The following is a 24,224-nucleotide window of genomic DNA, read 5'->3' as shown; positions in this document are numbered from 1 at the left end:
GTGGCTCGAGCGCCAACCGGCAAGCCTGACCGCGTCGCAGCGAAACTGCGACCGCCGGTCATAGCCGTCATTCAGACCTCGGCGATACAGTCATCGCTGACCCGGCTCGCTTTCGCGCTAGGCGGTATGCCGGACTCTGCCGCCGTCGTCGCATCGCGCGTGATTAGCCGGTACTGCGGCCGTCGCGTCAGCCGGTAGACTGCGGCAGGCGGCACGTTGAGGATCGCGCGGTCGACCAGGGTGGCGCGCAGGCTTAGACGGTCGAGGATCGGCCGCGGGATCGGGCAGCGCATGCCGTAGGTGAACTGATAGAACGCGCCGCCGGGACGCAAATAGCTGAACGCGCCGCCGACGATCGAGATCACCTTGCGCGGCGACATGTTGAGCAGCGGCAGGCCGCTGATCACAGCGCCGACCGGCGCGCCGTCGTAGAGCCGTTCCGATGCCAGCCGCGCCGCATCCATCCACAGCACGCGCGCGCCGGGAAAGCGGAGCTGCAACAGCCGCATGAAGTCGGAGCCGTATTCGATCAGCGTCAGATCCTGCTGCCGCAGCCCGCGCTTCAGCAAGTGATAGGTGAACGCGCCGGTGCCCGGGCCGAGCTCCAGCACGGGGCCGGTCGCGGCGGTGACGTCGCGCGTGATCAGCTCGGCGAGCGCGGTGCCCGATGGCGCGATCGCGCCGACGCGCCCCGGCGCGGCCATCCACGCGGTGAAGAAGGAGAGGAAATCGTGTGCCATGTGCATTCCCGGCAAGGTGTCATCGCGCCTCGATTCGATTGCGAGGCATGAGCTGTTTTGCAGAGTCAGCATTGCGGCAGCATTGCGCAATGACACGTTCGCGCTATTCGACGAGCGGCGCCGGCGGCAGTGACAGGCGGAAGCAGGCGCCGCCGTTCGGCCCGTCGAGCACGGAGACGTGACCGCCATGCAGGCGCGCGATCTCGCGCACCATGTTGAGGCCGAGGCCGGCGCCGCGATCGAGCGGCGCGAGCCGGTAGAACGGATCGAAGATCCGCGCGCGCGCGTCCTGCGGAATGCCGTCGCCTTCGTCCGTGACGTCGATCGTGGCCGTGCTGCCGACATGGATGGCGATGGTGCCGCGCCGTCCGCCATGCTGGATCGCGTTCTGCACCAGGTTGGTCAGCGCGCGCTCCAGCGCCGCGCGGTCGCCCGACGTCGCGACCTGTTCGGCCGCGGTCTCCAGCGACAGCTCGTAGCCGGCCGCAATCGCGAGCGGCGCGAGATCCGCCGCGACGTTGCGCGCGACCGCGACGAGATCGACGCGGGTAAACGGATTGCGGCACTGGTCGAAGCGCTGGATGTCGAGCAGCTGCTCGGCCAGCGTCGCAAGCCGGCCGGCGTCTTCGAGCAGGCGGGTTTTCTCGGCGCCTGCGGGCAGCGATTCCAGCCGCGTGGTGAGGATCGCGATCGGCGTGCGCAGTTCGTGCGCCGCGTCCGCGACAAAGCGCTGGTGCCGCGAATAGCCGTCATCGAGCCGCTTCAGCGCATCGTTGATGGCGGTGACCATCGGCACGACCTCGAGCGGCAGATGGTCGGCGGACAGCCGGCTGCCGCGTTGGCGGAAATCGATCCGGCGCGCCTGGTCGGCCGTGGTGTCGAGGCCGGCGAGGGCGCGCCTGACCACCATCGGGGTCGCGACGAAGGTCGCGGCGGCCATCACCAGCACGCCAGGCAGCGCGATGGCGAGGAACGCGAACGAGGTGGCGAGCAGCGTCTTCGCGCGTGTCATCGGTCCCTGCGCGGCGGTGAGCACCTGCACCTGGCCGGCATCGGAATTGACGCGCTTCATCCGCGCCGGCAGCTTGCGCGGATCGTCCTCGAACATCTGCCAGCCGAGCCGCGCCTGGCTGATCTGATCGAGCGCGTCGCCGATCCTGGCAAATTCGCCCGGCACCGTGCCTTCCGACAACGAATGTCCCTGGTGGTCGCGCACCAGGAACCAGAGGTCGGGGGTGGTCTCGCGGAGCTCTTTCAGCTCCGCCGTCGGGCGCAGCGTCAGTTCGCCCTGCGCATTGCGGGCGAGCGCGCCCTGCACGATGGCGATGACGTGATCCTCGTCGCGCGGGACCACCAGCACGCCGGACGCGCACAGCGCGCCGATCAGCAGAACGAGCAGCATGGCCAGCACCGCCGCCTGGAGCGCGACCAGCCGCCAGCTCAGCTGCGAGCGCAGGCAATAATGATCGGCGGTCTCGCTCATGAGACCTGCTTCAGGAGATAGCCGACGCCGCGGATGCTGTGGATCTCGACACCGGCCTCGGCATCAGTGAGCTTGCGCCGCAGGCGCGAGACATGGGCATCGAGCGCGTTCGACTGGATCTCGTCGTCGAAATTGTACACGGCGTCTTCCAGCGTCGCGCGCAGCACGGTGCGGCCCATCCGGCGCAGCAGCGTCTCCAGCACCAACAGCTCGCGGCGCGGCAGATCGAGCGGGCGGCCGTCGACGCTGGCCTCGCGATGGCCGCAGTCGAAGGCGACGCGGCCGGCCCGGATGATGTCGAGCTGCAGGCCGGCGGGGCGGCGCAGCACGGCGCGCAGCCGCGCCAGCAGCTCCTCGACCGCGAAGGGCTTTGCCAGATAGTCGTCAGCGCCGCTGTCGAGCCCGGTGATACGGTCGGCGAGATCGCCGCGCGCGGTCAGCACGATGATCGGGACGCCGTCAGCCTTGGCGCGCAGCTTCGGGATCAGCGACAGCCCGTCGCCGTCGGGCAGTTGCCGGTCGAGCAGGACCGCGCCGTGGACATCGGCCGAGATCGCCTCTTCGGCCTCGGCAAGGTTCGGCACATGGTCGACCACCATGTCAAAACCCTTCAGCGCCTGCGACAGCGCCGCCGCCATTTCGGCCTCATCCTCGACCAGCAATATCCGCATGCCGCAACCCTGGGTTCAAACCACCGACTCTAGGGCAAGTCACATTGCAACAACATTGCGGAAATGGTCCGCGAGGGCGAGCAGGGGTGCCATGTTGTCGCCCCCCGAGACAGCCGGGAACCCGCTCGCTATAACCCCTCGCACCACAATTTGGGAGGACTGCCGATGATCTATGAGAGCCGTGTCTATCGCTGCCTGCCGGGCCGGTTGCCGGCGCTGTTGAAGCGCTTCGAGACCGTCACGCTGAAACTGTGGGACAAGCACGGCATCAAGCAGGCCGGCTTCTTCACGACGCTGGTCGGCGAATCCAACCAGGAGCTGACCTATCTGTTGGCCTGGGAGTCGCTTGCCGACCGCGACAAGAAATGGGCCGCGTTCCAGTCCGATCCGGAATGGATCACCGCGCGCGCCAAGACCGAGGAGGACGGCCAGATCGTTCTCAACATCGTCAACCAGCTTCTGGTGCCGACCGCGTTCTCGTCGGTGAAGTGAGTGACGCGGCGTCGGCTGCCCCTTACTCCGCGCAGCCCGACGTCTGGTCGCCTTCGCGGACCATCGGCTTGCCGTTGATGAAGACGCCATGGCTGCCGGAGACGGCCTTGCCGCCGCAATGGGTGCGGTCGCCGATCACGACCGCGGGCTTGCCGTTGATCAATACGTTTGGCACGCCCTCGACCAGCGGACCGCCATTGCTGGTGGTGTCGCCGCTGCGCGCCGCCGGCTTGCCGTTGACGGTGACACCCGTGGCGCCGCTGGTGACGACGCCGGGCTGAGCGCTGGTCTGGCCGTGCGCCAGGCCCGACAAGGTGGACAAGGCGGCCGCAGCTGTGATGACAAGCGATATGCGCATTGGTCCCTCGTGGATATCCGATTCCGGCCCAGTCTACAGGGGCAGCTGGGGCAGGATTGTGATAGCACGGAGCATCTACGGCGTCAGCGCAACCCCCATTGTCGTACCGGTGGCTTGATCCATCGCGCGCGGGATTGCATGGTCGCCCGCGAAAGGATACCGCACTTGACCAATCAGCTTTCTGCGCAGACCGCCGCGCCCGTCGTGTCCGTTGGACCGGCCAAATTCGGCAATGCGCTGCCGATCTCCATCATCGCCGGTCCGTGCCAGCTCGAGAGCCGCGCGCATGCGCTCGAAGTCGCGTCCGCGCTGAAGGAGATCGCGGCGAGGCTCGGGATCGGTCTGGTCTACAAGACCTCGTTCGACAAGGCGAACCGCACCAGCGCGTCCGCCGCGCGCGGCATCGGGCTCGAGCAGGCGCTGCCGATCTTCGCCGAGATTCGTTCTTCGCTGGGACTGCCGGTGCTGACCGATGTGCACGAGGCCTCGCAGTGCGGCGAGGTGGCGCAGGCGGTCGACGTGCTGCAGATCCCGGCGTTCCTTTGCCGGCAGACCGATCTGCTGCTGGCGGCTGCCGCGACCGGCAAGGTGGTCAACGTCAAGAAGGGCCAGTTCCTGGCGCCGTGGGACATGGCCAATGTCGTCAGCAAGATCACCGGCGCCGGCAACGCCAATGTGCTGGTCACCGAGCGTGGCGCCTCGTTCGGCTACAACACGCTGGTCTCCGACATGCGCGCGCTGCCGATCCTGGCGCGCACCACCGGCGCACCCGTGATCTTCGATGCGACCCATTCGGTGCAGCAGCCGGGCGGCAAGGGGACATCGTCCGGCGGCGAGCGCGAATTCGTGCCGGTGCTGGCGCGTGCGGCGGTCGCGGTCGGCGTCGCCGGCGTGTTCATCGAGACCCATCCCGATCCGGATCACGCACCTTCCGACGGCCCGAACATGGTGCCGCTCCGCGAGTTCGAGGCCCTCGTCAAGCGGCTGATGGCGTTCGACGCGCTCGCCAAGACCGCGGCGTGAGGCGGCGGATCGGAACGTGACCGCGAAAGGCGGCATGCCGCCGGCCCTCAACGTCATCACGCTGGCGACATTTGCGGCGAGCTTGTCGGTGCGTGCGCTCGATCCGGTGCTGCCGCATGTCGCCGAGGATTTTTCCGTCAGCATCGCCACCGCTGCGAGCTTCGCCGCGGTGTTCGCCTTCACCTTCGCGATCGTCCAGCCGGCGATCGGCGCCGCTGCCGACCTGTTCGGCAAGGCGCGGCTGATGACGATCTGCCTGGTGCTGCTCGGCGCGGCCAATGTGCTCGGCGCGCTCTCGACCTCGTTCCCGATGCTGTTCGTGACCCGGATCCTCGCCGGCGTCGGCTCCGGCGGCGTGTTTCCGGTGGCGCTGTCGCTGACCTCAGACCTGGTCGGACCCGAGAAGCGGCAGCTCGCAATCGGGCGCACGCTCGCGGGCTCGATGACCGGCAATCTGCTCGGCGCCACGGCCTCCGGCCTGATCGGCGATCTGCTCGGCTGGCGCGGCGTGCTCGCGGTGCTCGGCGGCCTCGTGATCATTGTCGCGGTTGCTGTCGCGGCCGGCTTTCGCGGTGCCGCGCTGAACCGCCCGCCGCGCACCAGCCTGAGAGCGCTGCGCCACGGCTACCGCACCATCTTCACCAACCCCAATGCGCGGATCTGCTATTCGGCCGTCTTCGTCGAAGGCTGCTGCGTGCTCGGACTGTTTCCCTTCATCGCCTCGTTCCTGTTCGAGCTCGGCGAAAGCTCGCTGTCGATCGCCGGCATCGTGATCGCCGGCTTTGCCATCGGCGGGCTGGTCTACACGCTCACCGTGTCGCGCATGCTGCCCTGGCTCGGCGTCCGCGGCATGATGATCGCAGGCGCCACGCTGGTCGCGATCCAGCTCGTCGGTGTCGCCTTCGGTCCGCATTGGAAGCTGCAGATGGCCGGCCTGATGGTGATGGGCCTCGGCTTCTACATGATCCATGGCTGCCTGCAGGTGTTCGCCAGCGAGCTCTCGGTCGAAGCCCGCGCCACCGCGCTGTCGCTGCACTCGTTCTTCTTCTTCATGGGCCAGACCGTCGGCCCGATCGCCTACGGTTTTGGTTTGCAGCATGCCGGCAAGACCGCGACACTGGTGTCAGCGGCGGCCGTGATGGTCGTGCTCGGTTTTGTCTGTGCAAGGTTCTTGAAGCAGCGGCGTCCGGCTGATGCCGACGCGCGGCCGGACGTTGCGTCTTAACCCCGCCCGCGATACGGCGCGACGCCCTGGTCCGGAACCCACACGCCCTTCGGCAGCCGGCCGGTCTGGAAGAACACGTCGATCGGGATGCCGCCGCGCGGATACCAGTAGCCGCCGATCCTGAGCCACTTTGGCTTGATCTCACTGGCGATGCGCCGGCCGATCATGACGGTGCAGTCTTCGTGGAACGCGCCATGGTTGCGGAAGCTCGCAGCGAACAGTTTCAGCGACTTGGACTCCAGCAGGAAGCGGCCCGGCACGTAGTCGATCACCAGATGCGCAAAGTCCGGTTGTCCCGTCACCGGGCAGATCGAGGTGAATTCCGGCACGGTGAAGCGTACCAGATAATCGGTACCAGCCTGCGGGTTGGGCACGCGGTCCAATTTCGCCTTTTCCGGCGCATCGGGCCATTCCACCGCACGGCCGAGTTGCAGGTCGCCTGACAGGTTCGATTTGCTGGACTTTTTCGCCATCGCGGGGGTCTCCGTGCGCCGTCTTTACTCAATGATGGCGGATCAGTCACCCGGCCTTTTCGACCCCGATGCATTGCGGTAGAAGCACCGCCATTCGATCCCCGCACTCGCCACAAGAGGTCCTCATGACTGCCATCATCGACATCATCGGCCGCGAAATCCTGGACAGCCGCGGCAATCCCACGGTCGAGGTCGATGTGGTCCTGGAGGATGGGTCGATCGGTCGGGCAGCGGTGCCGTCGGGCGCCTCGACCGGCGCCCATGAGGCCGTGGAACTCCGCGACGGCGACAAGGCGCGCTATCTCGGCAAGGGCGTGCAGAAGGCGGTCGCCGCCGTCAACGGCGAGATCTTCGAGGCGCTGGAAGACCACTCGGTCGAGGACCAGGTTTCGATCGACCAGATCATGATCGATCTCGACGGCACGCCGAACAAGAGCCGGCTCGGCGCCAATGCCATCCTCGGCGTCTCGCTCGCCTGCGCCAAGGCGGCGGCTGAGTCCTTCGACATGCCGCTCTATCGCTATGTCGGCGGCACCTCGGCGCGGACGCTGCCGGTGCCGATGATGAACATCATCAATGGCGGCGTGCATGCCGACAACCCGATCGACTTCCAGGAATTCATGATCCTCCCCGTGGGCGCCGCCAGCTTCGCCGAAGCGCTGCGCTGCGGCTCGGAGATCTTCCACACCCTGCGCGGCGAGTTGAAGAAGGCCGGCCACAACACCAATGTCGGCGACGAGGGCGGTTTTGCGCCGAACCTGCCGTCGGCCGACGCCGCGCTGGAGTTCGTCATGAACGCGATCGGCAAGGCCGGCTACAAGGCCGGCGGCGACGTCGTGCTCGGCCTCGACTGCGCCTCCACCGAATTCTTCAAGGAAGGGTCTTACGTCTATGGCGGCGAGAACAAGACCCGCTCGCGTTCCGAGCAGGTGAAGTATCTCGCCGACCTGGTCGGTCGCTATCCGATCGTCACCATCGAGGACGGCATGTCCGAGGACGACATGGACGGCTGGAAGGAACTGACGGATGCGATCGGAGCTAAGTGCCAGCTGGTCGGCGACGATCTGTTCGTCACCAACGTCACGCGGCTCGCCGACGGCATCAAGAACGGCCGCGCCAACTCGATCCTGGTCAAGGTCAACCAGATCGGCACGCTGACTGAAACGCTGGCTGCGATCGAGATGGCCTACAAGGCCGGCTACACCGCCGTGATGTCGCACCGCTCCGGCGAGACCGAGGATTCCACCATCGCCGATCTCGCGGTCGCCACCAATTGCGGGCAGATCAAGACCGGTTCGCTGGCGCGCTCCGACCGCACCGCCAAGTACAACCAGCTGTTGCGCATCGAGCAGCAGCTCGGTACGCAGGCGAAATATGCGGGCAGGGCGGCCTTGAAGGCGCTGGCTTAGCGCCCCAACTGATCGGAACCCAAAAACACGTGAGCGAAGGGGAGGTCGGGATGAGTGACGGCAAGAGCGGATTGCAACTGCGTTCGCTGCTCAAGAAAAATGGCGAGCTCGAGATATCGCTGGTCAATGTCCCGACCCCCGAGCCCGGCCCCGACGAGGTCGTGGTCCGGGTCGAGGGCACCCCGATCAATCCCTCCGACCTTGGCCTGCTGATCGGCCCCGCCGACATGTCGGCGGCAAAGGTCTCCGGCAGCAGCGAATTGCCGGTCGTGACCGCGCGAGTGCCTGAGGCAGCGCTGCCGGGGCTGGCGGCGCGGCTCGACGAGTCCATGCCGGTCGGCAATGAGGGCGCCGGCGTCGTGATCAAGACCGGCTCGTCCGATGCGGCCAAGGCGCTGCTGGGCAAGACGGTCGCGATGATCGGCGGCGCGATGTACGCACAGTACCGCACGCTGCGGGTGGGCGAGTGCCTGCCGCTGCCCGAGGGCACCACGCCAGCGGAGGGCGCGTCCTGCTTCGTCAATCCGCTGACTGCGCTCGGCATGACCGAAACGATGCGGCGCGAGGGCCACAAGGCGCTGGTGCACACCGCTGCCGCCTCCAACCTCGGCCAGATGCTGAACAAGGTCTGCCTCAAGGACGGCATCGGCCTCGTCAACATCGTGCGCAATAAGGAGCAGGCCGACATCCTGCACAAGATCGGCGCCAAGCACGTCGTCGATTCGACGGCACCTACTTTCACCGACGATCTCACCAACGCGCTGGTCGAGACCGGCGCGACCATCGCGTTCGATGCGATCGGCGGCGGCAAGCTCGCCGGCCAGATCCTTGTCGCGATGGAGACCGCCATCAACAAGACCGCCAAGGCCTACAGCCGCTACGGCTCGAACGTGCACAAGCAGGTCTATGTCTATGGCGGCCTCGACACCCGTCCGATCGAATTGCCGCGCGGCTTCGGCATGGCCTGGGGCGTCGGCGGCTGGCTGCTGTTCCCGTTCCTGATGAAGATCGGCCCGGAGGCGGGCAACAAATTGCGCCAGCGCGTGGTGGCGGAGTTGAAGACCACGTTCGCCAGCCACTACACCAGCGTGGTGTCGCTGCAGGAGGTTTTGCAGCTCGACAACATCGCCATCTACAACAAGCGTTCGACGGGCGAGAAATTCCTGATCAACCCGAACAAGGGCATGTAACGCGCGAGCCGCTGTCTACTCCCGCTCGAACACCAGGCGTCTGGAGCGCTTTTGTCGCTCCAGGGCATGGCCGATCAGGATATCGATCAGCTCGGATTGCGGCAGGCCGCTGGCCTCCCACAGCTTTGGATACATGCTGATATCGGTGAAGCCGGGCAGGGTGTTTGCCTCGTTCACATAAGCCTCTTCGCCGTGCAGGAAGAAGTCGATCCGTGCCATGCCTTCGCAACCGAGGACGCGGAAGGTCTCGATGGCGAGCTCTCGGATGCGATCGGCGAGTACGGGCGGCACCATGGCGGGCACCTGAAGCAAGGCGCCATCCGCATCGAGATATTTTGCATCGTAAGAGTAGAAGCCGTGCTTGTCGGAGGGCACGATCTCGCCAAGCAGCGACGCGCGAATGTGTCCCTCGGCATCCTCGAGCACGGAGCATTCGACCTCGCGGATCGGCGCCAGGCTGCGCTCGATCAGGATCTTGCTGTCGAAGCGGAACGCCAGTCGGCAGCCGGCCTCGAACTCGGCCGCGTTCCGCGCCCGCGACACGCCGACCGACGAGCCCATGTTGGCCGGCTTGACGAAGAGCTCCTGCGATTCGAGGGCACTGACCGCATCGTCATAACCGAGCGGAGCTGCGGCCGACATTGCAACGAAGGGGACGATCGGCAATCCGGCCTCGCGTAGCAGCCGCTTGGCGACGTCCTTGTCCATCGCCGCCGCCGAGCCCATCACGCGCGAGCCGACATAGGCGACATCGGCGAGCTCGAGCGCGCCTTGCACGGTGCCGTCCTCGCCGTTGGGGCCGTGCAGGACCGGGAAGACGACATCGAACGCGGGCAATTCCCGCGACGTCGCACCTTCAAGCGCCAAGGCGCGGCCCTGTCCGCCTGGCAGCAAGGCCAGTTGCGGTCCGTCGTCCGGAATGGTCAGCGCGCCGCCGCCTGTGCCGGCGCCGTTGCCCGCGCCGACGGCGATCCAGCGGCCGTCCCTGACGATGCCGATCGCCGTGACGTCATAGCGATCAGGATCGAGCGAGCGCAGCACATTCGCCGCCGACGCCCGCGACACGTCGTGCTCGGCCGAGCGGCCACCGAACAGGATTGCAACCCGTGTCTTGCGTGCTGTCATGGTCTTCAAGTCTCGAGCTGGATGATGCCGCGGATGCCGCAACATATCCTAACGAACGTGTCCAGAATGGGCCCCGACCCGGCGCTCGCCGGGAAGCCGGGTTGCCGATCGGCCAGATTCCGCAAACGCTGGGTTTCCGGAATTGCGCAATCCATGCACTTGCATCCTTATCGCCGCGCCGGTAGGTGATGGCCGTCGGTCCGGCTTCACGCGCAACCCAGGGAATTTTGCAATGGCCTATAACATCGTCACCATCGTCGGCAGTATCCGCAAAGAGAGTTTTTCGCTCAAGATCGCCAACGCAATGGCCAAGCTCGCGCCCGCCTCGCTGAAGCTCGACGTCACCACGCTGCAGGGCATCTCCTTCTTCAACCAGGACCTTGAGGCCGCGCCGCCGGCGGACTGGACGACGTTCCGCGAGAAGCTGCAGAAGTCGAACGGCGTGCTGTTCGTAACGCCCGAATACAACCGCGCGATCCCGGGCGTGTTGAAGAACGCCATCGACGTTGCCTCGCGCCCCTACGGCAAGAGCTCGTTCCTCGGCAAGCCCATCGGGATCATCTCGAACTCGCCAGGCCCGCTCGGCGGCGTCAGTGCCGCAAAAACCCTGCAGAACATCCTGCCGGGCATTTCGGGCCCGATCATGGGCCAGCCGGAAGCCTATCTCAACGGCGTGGGCGATGCGTTCGACGAGAAGGGTAAGCTGATCAAGGACTCGCTCAAGACCGTGTTGCAGCAATACCTCGACGCCTTCGCGGCGTTCATCGAGAAGCAGCACCGCTAATCAAACTTAGCATTCCATTAACCGCCATGGCCGATGGTTGCGGCCATGGTCTCCCGCACACGCCTCAAATCGATCCTGACCGGGCTTGCCCTCTACACGCTGGCGGCGCTGATGGTCGGCTATTTCGGGGTCAATGCCTACACCGGCAAGTACGGCCTCAACGCGCGGCAGGAGCTCGACCAGGAAATCATCGCGCTGACCTCGGAGCTGGCGCGGTTGAAGAAGGAGCGGGCCGAGGGCGAGCAGCGGGTGTCGCTGTTGCGCTCGGATCGCGTCGATCCCGACATGCTCGACGAGCGTGCGCGCTTCCAGCTCGACTATGTCAATCCGCGGGACCTGGTTCGGATCAACAAGCCGAATTGACGCGTTCTCAAATTTCAAAAAGCTTCACGTGCTATCACAAAAGTGTCGCGCCGCGTTGCAGTGCGGCATAGCAAAATTCCAGCGGGCGAACGCAATCCTTCCAAGGCGATTTGAGTTGGGTTAGAGAGGGTTCTTCGACTTCTCTCACCCGGAATTGCCATGGCCGCACCCAAGAAGACCGCCGCGAAAGAATCAGGGCAGGAGAAGGCAGGTTCTCCGCCCGAGCTGACCAGGGACCAGGAGCTCAAGGCGCTGCGCGACATGCTCTTGATCCGCCGCTTCGAGGAGAAGGCCGGTCAGCTTTACGGCATGGGTGCGATCGGCGGTTTCTGCCATCTCTATATCGGCCAGGAGGCCGTCGTCGTCGGCATGCAGATGGCCTTGAAGAAAGGCGACGAGGTCATAACCGGGTACCGGGACCACGGCCACATGCTGGCGACCGGCATGGAAGCCAAGGGCGTGATGGCGGAACTGACCGGGCGCCGCGGCGGCTATTCGCGGGGCAAGGGCGGCTCCATGCACATGTTCAGCAAGGAGAAGCACTTCTACGGCGGTCACGGCATCGTCGGCGCGCAGGTGCCGCTCGGCACTGGCCTCGCCTTCGCCAACCGCTATCGCGGCAACGATAACGTCAGCGTGACCTATTTCGGCGACGGCGCCGCCAACCAGGGCCAGGTCTATGAGAGCTTCAACATGGCGGAGCTCTGGAAGCTGCCGGTGATCTATGTCATCGAGAACAACCGCTACGCCATGGGCACCTCGGTGTCGCGCGCGTCAGCGCAGCAGGATTTCTCCAAGCGCGGCGTCTCGTTCAATATCCCTGGCAAGCAGGTCGACGGCATGGACGTGCGCGCGGTGAAAGCCGCGGGCGAGGAGGCCACGGCCTGGTGTCGCGGCGGCAACGGGCCGATCATCCTGGAGATGCAGACCTATCGCTACCGCGGCCATTCGATGTCCGATCCCGCGAAGTACCGCACCCGCGAGGAGGTCGAGAAGGTCCGCCACGACCAGGATCCGATCGAGCAGGTGCGCAACCGCCTGTTGGAGGCCGGCGTCAGCGAGCAGGACCTCAAGGCGATCGACGGCGAGGTGCGCGAGATCGTCAACGCGGCTGCCGACTTCGCCCAGCACGATCCGGAGCCCGATCCCTCCGAGCTCTACACCGACATCTACCGCTGATCCCCCCGCGCAGAAGAACTTTCAAGACCGATTTCGGGAGCTGATATGCCCATTCAAGTGCTGATGCCTGCGCTGTCGCCCACCATGGAGAAGGGCAACCTCGCCAAATGGCTGAAGAAGGAAGGCGAGACCATCAAGTCCGGCGACGTGATCGCCGAGATCGAAACCGACAAGGCGACCATGGAGGTCGAGGCGACCGATGAGGGCACACTCGGCAAGATCCTGATTCCGGAAGGCACCGCCGACGTCGCGGTGAACACGCCGATCGCTACCATCCTCGCCGACGGCGAGAGCGCCGCCGATCTCGACAAGGCGCCTGCCGCCGCGCCGGCACCGAAGGCCGAGGCCGCGCCTCCCGCTGAGGCCAAGTCTGAAGCAAAGTCTGAAGCGCCGAAGGCGGAAGCAAAGGCGCCGGCTGCGCCCGCCACGGAGGCGCCGCCCGATCCTGAAATCCCCGCCGGCACTGAGATGGTGACGCAGACCATCCGCGAAGCGCTGCGCGATGCGATGGCCGAGGAGATGCGCCGCGACGGCGACGTCTTTATCATGGGCGAGGAGGTCGCGGAATATCAAGGCGCCTACAAGGTGACACAGGGCCTGTTGCAGGAGTTCGGCGCGCGGCGCGTGATCGACACGCCGATCACCGAGCACGGCTTTGCCGGCGTCGGCGTCGGCGCGGCGATGGCCGGCCTGAAGCCGATCGTCGAGTTCATGACCTGGAATTTCGCGATGCAGGCGATCGACCAGATCATCAATTCCGCCGCCAAGACGCTGTACATGTCGGGCGGCCAGATGGGCTGCTCGATCGTGTTCCGCGGCCCGAACGGCGCCGCCGCCCGCGTCGCCGCCCAGCACAGCCAGGACTATGCCGCCTGGTACTCGCAGGTGCCGGGACTGAAGGTGGTCGCGCCGTACTCGGCCGCCGACTACAAGGGCCTGCTCAAGGCCGCGATCCGCGATCCCAATCCGGTGATCTTCCTCGAGAACGAAGTGTTGTACGGCCACACCGGCGAGGTGCCGAAGCTCGCCGATTTCGTGGTGCCGATCGGCAAAGCGCGGATCGCGCGCGCCGGCAAGGACGTCACCCTCGTCTCCTGGGCGATGGGCATGTCCTACGCGCTGAAGGCGGCCGAGGAGCTCGCAAAGGAAGGCATCGAGGCCGAGGTGATCGATCTGCGCACCATCCGCCCGATGGACACCGAGACCGTCATCAACTCCGTGAAGAAGACCGGCCGCGCCGTCACGGTGGAGGAGGGCTGGCAGCAGAGCGGTGTCGGCGCCGAGGTCGCGGCGCGGATCATGGAGCACGCGTTCGACTATCTGGATGCGCCGGTCGCGCGCGTCTCCGGCAAGGACGTGCCGATGCCCTATGCCCATAATCTGGAGAAGCTCGCGCTGCCCAACGTCGCCGAGGTGGTCGCCGCCGCCAAGGCCGTGTCGTATCGGTAGCGCCGATGACCGGTCCCAAGGAGCAGCCGCTGCCGCCTGACGTGATGGGCCGCGACGATGCAATCGAGGTGCTGCGCGCCTTTGTCGTCGACGGCGGCCTGTCGATCGCGTTCCAGCGCGCCTTCGAGGAGCCCGACATGTGGGGGTTGTTGCTGGTCGACATCGCCCGCCACGCCGCGCGCGCCTATGCACGCGAGAGCGAATACACCGAGGACGAGGCGCTCGCGCGCATCGTCGAGATGTTCGAAGCCGAAATCGCCCGGCCGACCGACACGGGCAAAACCATGCCGCGGTCGCAACAAGGTCACTGACAATGCCGATCAACATTCTCATGCCCGCGCTGTCGCCGACGATGGAGAAGGGCAACCTCGCCAAGTGGCTCAAGAAAGAGGGCGACAAGGTCAAGTCCGGCGACGTGATCGCGGAGATCGAGACCGACAAGGCGACGATGGAAGTCGAGGCGGTCGACGAGGGCACGCTTGCCAAGATTGTCGTACCCGAAGGTACCCAGGACGTGCCGGTCAACGACGTCATCGCGGTGCTCGCCGGCGACGGCGAGGACGTGAAGGCTGCGGCGAGCGCGGGCGGTGGAGCTGCGCCTGCGCCGAAGCCGGCGGAGGCGCCAAAGCCTGCTGCTGCCGCGCCTGCGGCGGCTCCAGCTCCGGCTGCCGCGCCCGCGCCGAAGCCGGCCGCGGCACCTGCTCCCGCGCCGCAGGCCGCTGCTGCTCCGGCCGCACAGGCCAATGGTCACGCCCGCATTTTCTCCTCGCCGCTGGCGCGCCGTCTGGCGAAGGAGGCCGGCATCGAGCTCGGCCGCATCACCGGCACCGGCCCGCATGGCCGCGTCGTCGCGCGCGACGTCGCGGAGGCGAAGTCCGGCAAGGGCCTTAAGGCGCCGGCGGCAACACCGGCCGCCGCGGGACCGAGCATCGCGCCGTCGATGTCGGACAAGCAGATCCTGGCGCTGTTCGAGCCGGGCTCCTACGAGGTGGTGCCGCATGACGGCATGCGCCGCACCATCGCGCAGCGGCTTACCGCCTCGGTGCAGAACGTTCCGCACTTCTATCTGACCATCGACTGCGACATCGGCAAGCTGCTCGCCGCGCGCGAGGAGATCAACGCGGCCGCTCCGAAGGACAAGGAGAAGAAGCCGCTCTACAAGATCTCGGTCAACGATTTCGTCATCAAGGCGATGGCGGTCGCATTGCAGAAGATCCCGAACTGCAACGTCAGCTGGACCGAAGGCGGCATGCTCAAGCACAAGCATTCCGACGTCGGCGTCGCGGTCGCCATGCCGGGCGGCCTGATCACCCCGATCATCCGCAAGGCGGAGACCAAGACGCTCTCCACCATCTCCAACGAGATGAAGGACTTTGCGGCACGCGCGCGCGCCCGCAAGCTGAAGCCGGAAGAATATCAGGGCGGCACCACCGCGGTGTCCAACCTCGGCATGTACGGCATCAACCACTTCACCGCGGTGATCAACCCGCCGCACGCCTCGATCCTGGCGGTCGGCACCTCGGAGGAGCGCCCCGTCGTGCGCGGCGGCAAGATCGAGATCGCGAGCATCATGAGCGTGACGTTGTCGTGCGATCATCGCGCGATCGACGGCGCGCTCGGCGCCGAGCTGATCGGCGCCTTCAGGCAACTGATCGAGAACCCCGTGATGATGATGGTCTGACGGACATCAGCCATGCACGCGGTCTACGCTCCGTACGTCCTCCTCGCCGCCATTGCGATCGCGGCGATCGTTGCGGTCAGCCGTGACCTGATCTCGACGATGCAATTCCGGATCGCGATGATCGGCTCGGGCGTGCTCGCGCTGGTCTGGGCGGTGGTCATGGGCGTGCTATGGCCGGAGCATGGGTGATGGCCGACATATCCGTGCTGGCCGGAGCTTTGATCACTGCAAGCCGCGCCCGCGGCTTTAACAATTGAGTTGAACGGGAGCCGACATGGCCGACACATCTTTCGACGTCATCATCATCGGCTCCGGTCCCGGCGGCTATGTCACGGCGATCCGTGCCGCCCAGCTCGGCTTCAAGACTGCGATCGTGGAGAAGGCCTATCTCGGCGGCATCTGCCTGAATTGGGGCTGCATCCCGACCAAGGCGCTGCTGCGCTCGGCCGAGATCTATCATTACATGCAGCACGCCAAGGATTACGGGCTGTCGGCGGACAACGTGTCGTTCGATCCGAAGGCCGTGGTGCAGCGCTCGCGCGGGGTGTCGAAGCGACTCAACGACGGCGTCGGCTTCCTGATGAAGAAGAACAAGGTCCAGATCATCTGGGGCGCCGCCTCGATCGATGCGCCCGGCAAGATCACGGTGAAGAAGTCGGATGTCGAGGGGCCGAAGGGCGCGCTCGGCGAGGGCAGCTACGACGCAAAGCACATCATCATCGCGACCGGCGCGCGGCCGCGCGCGCTGCCGGGGCTCGAGCCTGACAAGAAGCTGGTCTGGACCTATTTCGAGGCGATGGTGCCGGAGCGGATGCCGAAATCGCTGCTCGTGGTCGGTTCCGGCGCGATCGGCATCGAATTCGCGTCGTTCTTCCACACCATGGGATCAGACGTCACCGTGGTCGAGGTGTTGCCGCAGATTCTGCCCGTCGAGGACGCCGAGATCGCAGGGCTCGCGCGCAAGCGTTTCGAGAAGATGGGCATCAAGATTCTCACCTCGACCAAAGTGACAAAACTCGAGAAGAAGGCCGACAGCGTGGTCGCGACCATCGACGACGGCAAGGCGCCGCAGACCAAGGAGTTCGACCGCGTCATCTCCGCGGTCGGCGTGGTCGGCAATATCGAGAATCTCGGGCTGGAGAAGCTCGGCGTGAAGACCGACCGCGGCTGCATCGTGATCGACGGCCTGTGCAAGACCAACGTCCCCGGCATCTACGCGATCGGCGACGTCGCGGGTCCCCCGATGCTGGCGCACAAGGCCGAGCATGAGGGCGTGATCTGCGTCGAGGCGATCAAGGGCCTGCATCCGCATCCGATGGACAAGCTGATGATCCCGGGCTGCACCTATTGCAATCCGCAGGTGGCCTCCGTCGGCCTCACCGAGGCGAAAGCGAGAGAGGGCGGCCGCGAGATCCGCGTCGGCCGCTTCCCCTTCGTCGGCAACGGCAAGGCGATCGCGCTCGGCGAGGACCAGGGCCTGGTCAAGGTCGTATTCGACAAGAAGACCGGGCAGTTGCTCGGCGCCCACATGATCGGCGCGGAGGTCACCGAACTGATCCAGGGCTACGTCGTGGCGATGAACCTGGAGACCACGGAAGAGGAACTGATGCACACCGTGTTCCCGCATCCGACCCTATCCGAAATGATGAAGGAAGCGGTGCTCGACGCCTACGGCCGCGTGCTGAATATTTGACATCGCAGAACGGCGTCCAAAGTCCCGTCATCCTGAGGTGCGAGCGGAGCAAGCCTCGAAGGATGTACGGCCCGGATCAAGCAACGGGGCTCGTCGCCCTTCGAGGGCCGCTGAAGAGCGGCCACCTCAGGGTGACGGGTCTGATATGGGTGAACCCAATAACAAGAAAGAGCGTACCTCGTGAAAGACAACGACAACCTCACCATCGAACGCCCGACCTTCGTCACGCATCTCGAATGCGCGATGGAGGGCGATCATTATCCGGCCGACCAGGTGCACAACCTCTCCAAGGCCGGCAAGCCGCTGTTGGTGCGCTACGATCTCGCCGGCGTGAAGAAGGCGCTGACCAAGCAGGCGCTGGCCGAACGCCCCGCCGACATGTGGCGCTACCGCGAGCTGCTGCCGGTGCGCCACTGCAAGGACATCGTCTCGCTCGGCGAGGTCACGACGCCGCTGATCCGGCTGCCGAAGCTGTCGCACAAGCTCGGCGGCGGCGAGATCATCGTGAAGGACGAGGGGCGGCTGCCGACCGCGTCATTCAAGGCGCGCGGCCTGGTCATGGCGGTGTCGATGGGCAAGGCGCTCGGCATCAAGCACATGGCGATGCCGACCAACGGCAATGCCGGCGCGGCGCTGGCGGCCTACGCGACGTCCTGCGGCATCAAGACCACGATCTTCTGCCCGGCCGATACGCCTGAAGTGAATGTCAGCGAGATCGAGCTGCAGGGCGCCACCGTCTATCGCGTCAACGGCTATATCGACGATTGCGGCAAGATCGTCGGCGAGGGCAAGGCCAAGGTCGGCTGGTTCGACACCTCGACGTTGAAGGAGCCGTACCGGATCGAAGGCAAGAAGACGATGGGCCTCGAGCTCGCCGAGCAGCTCGGCTGGGAGGTGCCCGACGTGATCTTCTATCCGACCGGCGGCGGCACCGGCCTGATCGGAATGTGGAAGGCGTTCGACGAGCTGGAGCAGATCGGCTTCATCGGTTCGAAGCGCCCGCGCATGGTGGCCGTGCAGGCCTCCGGCTGCGCACCGATGGTGCGGGCCTATGAGGCCGGCACCGAGCATGCGACGCGCTGGGAGGACGCCCACACCATCGCCTCCGGCATCCGCGTGCCGCAGGCGATCGGCGATTTCCTGATCCTGCGTGCGGTGCGCGAGAGCAAGGGCTTTGCGATCGCCGTCGACGACGACAGGATTTCGGCGGCGCTCAACGAGGTCGCGCGCGAGGAGGGCCTGCTGCTGTGCCCCGAGGGCGCCGCGACCTACGCCGCCTACAAGGAGAGCCTTGCCGACGGGCGGGTCACCAAGAGCGACCGCGTGATGCTGTTCAACTGCGCCAGCGGCCTGAAATATCCGCTGCCGAAGGTCGACCGCACGCTCGATCGGCACAAGCCGATCGATTTCTCGCAGTTCTGAGACGTCATCCGAAGGGCCATCTTGTCGAAAGGTGGCCCTTCGAAAATAATCAAGAATAAAGACGATTGAGGGAGACGTGATGCGGAAGCTTGCACTGGCCGTATTGGCGATATTCGCGCTCACGACGGCGCGGGCAGCCGAAACCTATCCCTCCCATCCCATCACCATCATCGTGCCGTTCGCCGCCGGCGGGCCCTCGGACGCGATGGCGCGGATTCTCGGCGAGCGCATGAAGCAGTCGCTCGGCGAGGTGCTGCTGATCGAGAACGTGACGGGGGCGGGCGGCTCGATCGGCGTCGGCCGCGCGGTGCGTTCGGCGCCGGATGGTTACACCATTTCGTTCGGTCATCTCGGCACCCATGTCGCCAACGGCGCGATCTACAAGCTCGGCTACGACCTGGTCGAGGATCTCGAGCCGGTGGTGCTGCTGCCGAGCAATCCGATGATCATCGTCAGCAAGAACGCGGTGCCGGCGAAATCGCTGAAGGAGCTTCTGGCCTGGCTGAAATCGCGGCCGCAGCCGCCGACCGCGGGCACCGCCGGCGCCGGAAGCGGCAGCCACATCGCCGGGCTGTATTTCGAGAGCGTGACCGGCATCAAGCTGCAATACGTGCCGTATCGCGGCACGGGTCCGGCGCTGAACGATCTCGTCGCCGGACAGATCGACATCATCGTCGACCAGACCTCGAACTCGATCAATCAGGTCCGCGCCGGCAACATCCGCGCCTATGCCGTCACCGATTCCAAGCGCGTCGAGAACGCCCCTGACATCCCGACTGCCGACGAGGCCGGCCTGCCGGGCTTCCACATGACGCTGTGGTCGGGCCTCTGGGTGCCCAAAGGCACGCCGAAGGAGATCGTGGCAAAGCTCAATGCTGCGGCTGTCGATGCGCTGAACGATCCGGCGGTGCAGAAGCAGCTTGAAAATCTGGGCTTGCAGATGCCGCCGAAGGACCAGCTGACGCCGGAGGCGCTCGGCACCTGGCAAAAGGCGGAAATCGCCAAATGGTGGCCGATGATCAAGTCCGCCAATGTGAAGGTGGAGTGAGTTGCGTGATCTATCCACGGGTCGTCCTGGCGAAAGCCAGGACCCATAACCACCGCGATTGATTTGACGAAGGCCGGGGCCCCATTTGGCTCGAGTCTTTTGCATTTGTGGTAATGGGTCCTGGCTTTCGCCAGGACGACAGCGGTTACTGCGGCGGCAGTGCCGCCGGCGCCGCGTTGCTCTCCTGCGTGCCGACGCGCTCGCTGTTCTTCGCCATCGCCGTGCCGGCGTCCTCGAACCTGGCACGGTAGACCGCAAAATTCTCCATCACGCGCTGCACGTAGTTGCGGGTCTCCGAGATCGGGATCCGTTCCACCCAGTCGACCGCATCGACATTGGGATCGCGCGGATCGCCATAGGCCTTGACCCAGTCGCGGACGCGGCCGCGCCCGGCGTTGTAGCCGGCGAACGTCATGATGTGGCAGCCTCGATATTCCGACAGCAGCGCGCTGAGCTCGGCGGCGCCCATCTGGGTGTTGTAGACGGGATCGGAGACCAATTTGTCCCAGTCATAGCTGACCTTGAAGCGCTTGGCGGTGTCGCGGCCGGCTTCCGGCGTTACCTGCATCAGCCCAACCGCCTTGGCCGCCGATTTGTCGCGCTGGTCGAAGGCGCTCTCGGTCCGCGCGATCGAATAGGTCATGCTGCGCCCGATATCCGGGGCGATCGGGGTGTGCGCGGGGATGCCGATGATCGGGAAGGCGTAGTGGTCGAATGCCAGGCCGCGCGCGAGCGCGATCTTGCCGATCTGCAGCATGGCGCGGGGGTCGTTGCGGCGGCTGGTGAGCTCGCCGAGCGCCTCGAGCATGCCGACGTCGGAGCTTTCCTCGGCGAGGTCGGATGCGAAGTAGAGCACGACATCGGGCTCGCCGATGGCGTAGAGCATGTCGGCCGCGCGCACCCGTTCGTCGGCCGCTGCGTTCGTGGTCAGCGCGGCCGGTGAGGGCGCATGCAGGTCGATCGCGTCGCGCCCGAGTTTTGCGAGTGCGAGCTGACCGTAATAGGCGGTCGGATAGCGCGCGGCGGCCTGGTAGTCGGCCCGCATCGCCGACGTGTTGCCGAGCGCCTCGGCGGCGCGGCCGCGCCAATAGGCGGCGCGCGACAGCACGGTCGGATTGCTCTGGCCCTCGTCGATCCGCGCGAAATGCGCTGCCGCGGTCCTGGCGTCGTCGAGATAGCGCAGCGCGATCCAGCCCAGCATGAAGTGCAGGTCGGAACGGTAATAGGGATTGTCGGGCAGCGCCGCGGGCCGGATCACGTCATAGGCGGTCTGGAACTTGCCCTGGTCGAGCAGCTTGCGCGACAGGATGCGCCGCTCGCGCCACCATTGGTCGGTGTCCTGCTGGTTCATCGTCTCCGGCGCAGCCGCGATGGTGACGCGGGCGGCATCGTCGATCTTGTTCTGTGCCAGCAGCCATTGCATGCGGCACAGCGTGTAGCCGAGATCGCGGCGGGCGTCGTCCGGGACGTTGTCGAACGCCTTCTGGGTCTTGCTGCCGCAGGCCTTGACGATCGCAAGCTCATCGCTGCCGAGCAGCTTGGCGGCGCGCCGTGCGCCGGCGAGATCCCTGGCGCCGATCCGCTTGTCCATGCGCGCGCGATGGTCGTCGCGGGTCAGCAGGTCCTTGAAGGCATCATAGGCGTCACTCTCGGTGCGCTCGGACAGGTCTTCCGAACGCCAGGCCTCGCGCACCAGCCGGGTCGCGCGATCGCGGTCGCCCTCGGCCAGCAGCACGCGGGCCAGCGCGAACTTGCCCTTGGCGCTGAGCGGCTGATCGAGCGTGAAGCCGTGCACGGTGGCCGCATCGCTGCGCTGCTGCCACATCCGCGCCTCGGCCCGCCGCCGCAGCATCGTGATGCTCGGCCAGTCCGGATTGGCCGAGATGAACGCGGCGTAGCGGCCAAAATTCGCATCCGACTCGGCGTGGCGGAGCAGGTACCATTCGACGAGCTTGCGGCCGACCGGGTCGGAGATGGTGCCCTGGATCTCGGTCGCCTCGCTGGTCCGGCCCTTGCGCGCGGCGAGGATGGCATCCCTGACCGCGGCGAGATCACCCGACAATTCCGGACCGGCAGGTTTCTCCGGCGCGGCCTTGCTCTCAGTGGATTTGGATTTATCGGATTTCGCCTTGGCGGACTTTCGCTCGGACTTTTCTTTGCCCGCTTCGTTCTTGTTGCCTGCGGCGCTCTTGCCGTTGCCTGCGGCGCTCTTGGCATGGCGGCGCTTGCTCGACGTGGCCTCGCGCACGGCCTTGCCGCCTTTCTTCTCCGCGCCATGCGCGCTTTTTGCTGCGTGCTGGTGATGCGGCTTGGCGGTCGCCTTAACCGGAAGCAGCGCGAGCGCGGCGACGGTGGCGAAGCACGCCAGCGGACGTAGGCAACGGTTCATTCCCTGGTCCCCCCTGCGAAACCATCAGGCACAAACAGACCGCACGCGGCACAACGGGCCGCAGACTACCACTACCCCTGATTCTCAACCGTTAAGGCCGGCGCAACTCAACAGGGAAAGACGGCGAAATGTGGAACACGGCGTGTGGAACCGGCTGGAATCGGCAATTTTTCGCTTGGCCGGGAGGCGGCCAATCCCCGTGTCTTTACAGGGGACTGCCGGGATTTATTCTGTGCCCCAAACGATCCGGGGGGCCTGCCGATGTCGCTGCAACTGAAGACTGTGCTCGACGGCGGGCGGTATTTCGAGGGCCCGCGCTGGCACGATGGACGGCTGTGGTTCGTCGACTGCATGGCGCGGACCCTGCTCAGCATCGGCCCGGCGGGTGACCTGCAGCAGCACGCGGCCGTGACCGATGACACCCCTTGCGGCCTCGGCGTGCTGCCCGACGGCGACATCGTCGTGCTGACGATGTTCAGGAAGCGGCTGCTGCGTTTCGCGGACGGCAAGCTCTCGCTCTACGCCGATCTCTCGCAACTGGCCACTGGTACGATCGACGACGTGATCATCGACGGGCAAGGGCGTGCCTATGTCGGCGATCTCGGCTTCGACCTGCCGCCGCCCGAGGGGCGCGGCGCGGTCGGCCGGATCATCCTGGTCGAGCCCGACGGCCGCGGGCGCGTCGTCGCCGACGGCCTGCGCTTTCCCAACGGCATCGCGGTCTCGTCCGATCACCGCCGGCTTGTGGTCGCCGAGATGGACGGTGCCGATCTCGCCGACTACGACATTGCGCCCGATGGCAGCCTCAGCCTGCGCGGCCGGTTCGGCCGCATCAGCGAACCCGACGGCATCTGCCTCGACCGCGACGGCGCGGTCTGGGTCGCCTCCTTCACCGAGGACGCCTTCATCCGGACCGGCCGCGACGGCAAGGAGCTTGCGCGCATCAGCGTGCCCGGCCGTCGCGCACTGGCCTGCGCGCTCGGCGGCGAGGAGCGGAAGACGCTGTTCTGCCTGAGTGCCGAGACCTCGTATGAGGACCTGCGCAAGGGTAAGTCGATCTCGCGGATCGATGTGATCGAGGTCGGGACGGCCGGCGACGGGTATCCGTGAGCTGCCCGCGTCTCACCCCTCGTCATTCCCCGGTGCGCAATTGCGCGTCCGGGGCATGCCAACGGGTCGCGCGAACGCGCGCCCGATGACAGGCTCCGCATGAGCCCGGAATCCATTCATCCGCGCGTTAATGCGGCCTGATGGATTCCGGGCTCTCGCTGACGCGAGCCCCGGAATGACGAAGGAGAGGGAAATGCAGCGTTGCGGCGGGCAAAGCGCAAGCGTGCCCACCTTCGCGCGCATTGCGCACGACGGTGCGCACCCACACTTCGCCGCCGCAATTCCTACACGTCAGGGGCCATAGAGCCGCAAGGCTTCAAGGTCTTGAGCCAGTGCCCGTTCCAGCACTCATGGTGCTCCTGCGCGAAGCTGATCAAGCCGATCGCAATCAGCGCGACGACGACAAGTCCGGCGACGACGTTCTGGATCATGGCTGCCACTCCGGAGACCGTAGCGGGATGATGGACACCAGCAGGCGCGGCCGTCAATGGGCGACGGAGAGTGAGGCCGTTGCTGCAGTTCGCTCGCTTGTCCCGCATCTCTCCACTCGTCATTCCGGGGCATGCGAAGCATGAGCCCGGAATCCATTGGGCCACGCATGATGCGGCCCGATGGATTCCGGGCTCTCGCTACGCGAGCCCCGGAATGACGAAGGAAAGAGCCGCGCAAGCGACTTCGTTTTTTCGTAATTTCCTCTTGACGCGGACCCCAACTCAGCTGTCTAATGTTGCCGTCTCACCCGATCGAGGGGCGCTTCGCGGTCGTCATAAGTGTTGCGGTGAGATGCGGTGGACGCGGAGTGTGCGAAGACGTAACGCGCGCGAGGCGGACGGTGAAGTCGTGCAGGCCTGACGCCCTAGTGGCAGGTGTTGATTCCTTTGAGAAGCTAGCGCTTCTCAGGGATGACGGTGACACAA

General features: G+C 65.9%; 24 protein-coding genes. 16 read left to right on the top strand and 8 right to left on the bottom strand.

Annotation, left to right across the window (positions count from 1 at the left end; genetic code table 11):
- Positions 1-71: 71 nt before the first annotated feature.
- The 3 genes from IC762_RS19480 to IC762_RS19470 form a co-directional block, all read right to left on the bottom strand.
- Positions 72-740, bottom strand: coding sequence for a class I SAM-dependent methyltransferase (locus IC762_RS19480; RefSeq protein ID WP_195783882.1), 669 nt, complete (start codon positions 738-740; stop codon positions 72-74).
- Positions 741-843: 103 nt separating this feature from the next.
- Positions 844-2,223, bottom strand: coding sequence for a sensor histidine kinase (locus tag IC762_RS19475; RefSeq protein WP_195783881.1), 1,380 nt, complete (start codon positions 2,221-2,223; stop codon positions 844-846).
- Positions 2,220-2,894 (bottom strand): response regulator transcription factor, encoded by a 675-nt coding sequence (locus IC762_RS19470; RefSeq protein ID WP_195783880.1) that lies wholly within the window; start codon positions 2,892-2,894, stop codon positions 2,220-2,222. Before IC762_RS19470 ends, IC762_RS19475 begins: the two co-directional genes overlap by 4 nt.
- A 165-nt stretch (positions 2,895-3,059) precedes the next feature.
- Here IC762_RS19470 and IC762_RS19465 point away from each other — a divergent pair, with 165 nt between their 5' ends.
- A complete protein-coding gene (locus IC762_RS19465; RefSeq protein WP_195783879.1) occupies positions 3,060-3,386 on the top strand; it encodes an NIPSNAP family protein in 327 nt (108 codons plus the stop codon).
- Positions 3,387-3,408: 22 nt separating this feature from the next.
- On the opposite strand, the gene IC762_RS19460 is transcribed toward IC762_RS19465, so the two are convergent.
- On the bottom strand, positions 3,409-3,744 hold the full coding sequence (locus IC762_RS19460; protein WP_195783878.1) for a PAAR domain-containing protein: 336 nt from the start codon (positions 3,742-3,744) through the stop codon (positions 3,409-3,411).
- Between the two features lie 165 nt (positions 3,745-3,909).
- Here IC762_RS19460 and kdsA point away from each other — a divergent pair, with 165 nt between their 5' ends.
- Complete coding sequence (gene kdsA / locus IC762_RS19455; protein ID WP_246801094.1) at positions 3,910-4,767, top strand: 3-deoxy-8-phosphooctulonate synthase; 858 nt, start codon at positions 3,910-3,912, stop codon at positions 4,765-4,767.
- Positions 4,768-4,801: 34 nt separating this feature from the next.
- Complete coding sequence (locus tag IC762_RS19450; RefSeq protein WP_195790196.1) at positions 4,802-5,992, top strand: MFS transporter; 1,191 nt, start codon at positions 4,802-4,804, stop codon at positions 5,990-5,992.
- Here the strand turns inward: IC762_RS19450 and queF are convergent.
- On the bottom strand, positions 5,989-6,465 hold the full coding sequence (gene queF, locus IC762_RS19445; RefSeq protein ID WP_195783876.1) for a preQ(1) synthase: 477 nt from the start codon (positions 6,463-6,465) through the stop codon (positions 5,989-5,991). The two genes, IC762_RS19450 and queF, sit on opposite strands and share 4 nt — an antisense overlap.
- Positions 6,466-6,590: 125 nt before the next feature.
- Between queF and eno the strand changes: the two genes are divergently transcribed.
- Together eno and IC762_RS19435 are read left to right on the top strand one after the other, a co-directional pair.
- Positions 6,591-7,874: a phosphopyruvate hydratase gene (gene eno, locus IC762_RS19440; RefSeq protein ID WP_195783875.1), complete on the top strand. Its 1,284-nt coding sequence runs from the start codon at positions 6,591-6,593 to the stop codon at positions 7,872-7,874.
- A 50-nt stretch (positions 7,875-7,924) separates the two neighbouring features.
- Positions 7,925-9,064, top strand: coding sequence for a zinc-binding dehydrogenase (locus IC762_RS19435; RefSeq protein WP_195783874.1), 1,140 nt, complete (start codon positions 7,925-7,927; stop codon positions 9,062-9,064).
- Between the two features lie 15 nt (positions 9,065-9,079).
- Here IC762_RS19435 and IC762_RS19430 read toward each other — a convergent pair whose 3' ends face one another.
- Complete coding sequence (locus IC762_RS19430; RefSeq protein WP_195783873.1) at positions 9,080-10,189, bottom strand: D-alanine--D-alanine ligase family protein; 1,110 nt, start codon at positions 10,187-10,189, stop codon at positions 9,080-9,082.
- A gap of 232 nt (positions 10,190-10,421) precedes the next feature.
- Here IC762_RS19430 and IC762_RS19425 point away from each other — a divergent pair, with 232 nt between their 5' ends.
- The 10 genes from IC762_RS19425 (at position 10,422) to IC762_RS19380 (ending at position 19,808) form a co-directional block, all read left to right on the top strand.
- The gene (locus IC762_RS19425) at positions 10,422-10,973 is read left to right on the top strand and encodes an NADPH-dependent FMN reductase (protein WP_195783872.1); all 552 of its coding nucleotides are present in this window, start codon (positions 10,422-10,424) and stop codon (positions 10,971-10,973) included.
- 45 nt (positions 10,974-11,018) lie between these two features.
- Positions 11,019-11,336 (top strand): FtsB family cell division protein, encoded by a 318-nt coding sequence (locus IC762_RS19420; RefSeq protein ID WP_195783871.1) that lies wholly within the window; start codon positions 11,019-11,021, stop codon positions 11,334-11,336.
- A 159-nt stretch (positions 11,337-11,495) separates the two neighbouring features.
- The gene (gene pdhA, locus IC762_RS19415; protein ID WP_195783870.1) at positions 11,496-12,515 is read left to right on the top strand and encodes a pyruvate dehydrogenase (acetyl-transferring) E1 component subunit alpha; all 1,020 of its coding nucleotides are present in this window, start codon (positions 11,496-11,498) and stop codon (positions 12,513-12,515) included.
- A 45-nt stretch (positions 12,516-12,560) separates the two neighbouring features.
- Positions 12,561-13,964, top strand: coding sequence for a pyruvate dehydrogenase complex E1 component subunit beta (locus IC762_RS19410; RefSeq protein ID WP_195783869.1), 1,404 nt, complete (start codon positions 12,561-12,563; stop codon positions 13,962-13,964).
- Positions 13,965-13,969: 5 nt separating this feature from the next.
- Positions 13,970-14,275: a DUF5076 domain-containing protein gene (locus IC762_RS19405; protein ID WP_195783868.1), complete on the top strand. Its 306-nt coding sequence runs from the start codon at positions 13,970-13,972 to the stop codon at positions 14,273-14,275.
- A 2-nt stretch (positions 14,276-14,277) separates the two neighbouring features.
- The gene (locus IC762_RS19400) at positions 14,278-15,645 is read left to right on the top strand and encodes a pyruvate dehydrogenase complex dihydrolipoamide acetyltransferase (RefSeq protein ID WP_195783867.1); all 1,368 of its coding nucleotides are present in this window, start codon (positions 14,278-14,280) and stop codon (positions 15,643-15,645) included.
- Positions 15,646-15,657: 12 nt separating this feature from the next.
- On the top strand, positions 15,658-15,834 hold the full coding sequence (locus IC762_RS19395; RefSeq protein WP_195783866.1) for a hypothetical protein: 177 nt from the start codon (positions 15,658-15,660) through the stop codon (positions 15,832-15,834).
- A gap of 85 nt (positions 15,835-15,919) precedes the next feature.
- A complete protein-coding gene (gene lpdA, locus IC762_RS19390; RefSeq protein ID WP_195783865.1) occupies positions 15,920-17,338 on the top strand; it encodes a dihydrolipoyl dehydrogenase in 1,419 nt (472 codons plus the stop codon).
- Between the two features lie 180 nt (positions 17,339-17,518).
- Positions 17,519-18,760 (top strand): threonine synthase, encoded by a 1,242-nt coding sequence (locus IC762_RS19385; protein WP_195783864.1) that lies wholly within the window; start codon positions 17,519-17,521, stop codon positions 18,758-18,760.
- A gap of 79 nt (positions 18,761-18,839) precedes the next feature.
- The gene (locus IC762_RS19380) at positions 18,840-19,808 is read left to right on the top strand and encodes a tripartite tricarboxylate transporter substrate binding protein BugD (protein WP_195783863.1); all 969 of its coding nucleotides are present in this window, start codon (positions 18,840-18,842) and stop codon (positions 19,806-19,808) included.
- A gap of 145 nt (positions 19,809-19,953) precedes the next feature.
- Here the strand turns inward: IC762_RS19380 and IC762_RS19375 are convergent, their stop codons facing one another.
- Positions 19,954-22,197, bottom strand: a complete 2,244-nt coding sequence (locus IC762_RS19375) for a transglycosylase SLT domain-containing protein (protein WP_195783862.1) — start codon at positions 22,195-22,197, stop codon at positions 19,954-19,956.
- A 261-nt stretch (positions 22,198-22,458) separates the two neighbouring features.
- On the opposite strand from IC762_RS19375, the gene IC762_RS19370 reads away from it, so the two are divergent.
- Positions 22,459-23,307: an SMP-30/gluconolactonase/LRE family protein gene (locus IC762_RS19370; protein ID WP_195783861.1), complete on the top strand. Its 849-nt coding sequence runs from the start codon at positions 22,459-22,461 to the stop codon at positions 23,305-23,307.
- Positions 23,308-23,591: 284 nt separating this feature from the next.
- Here IC762_RS19370 and IC762_RS19365 read toward each other — a convergent pair whose 3' ends face one another.
- Entirely contained in the window at positions 23,592-23,738 is a 147-nt protein-coding gene (locus tag IC762_RS19365; RefSeq protein WP_195783860.1) for a hypothetical protein, read from the bottom strand.
- Between the last annotated feature and the right edge of the window lie 486 nt (positions 23,739-24,224).

The sequence above is a fragment of the Bradyrhizobium genosp. L genome, assembly GCF_015624485.1.
Classification (GTDB): domain Bacteria; phylum Pseudomonadota; class Alphaproteobacteria; order Rhizobiales; family Xanthobacteraceae; genus Bradyrhizobium.
The sequence above is the reverse complement of the archived record's forward strand: the minus strand, read 5'-3'. Positions and strand labels throughout refer to the sequence as shown.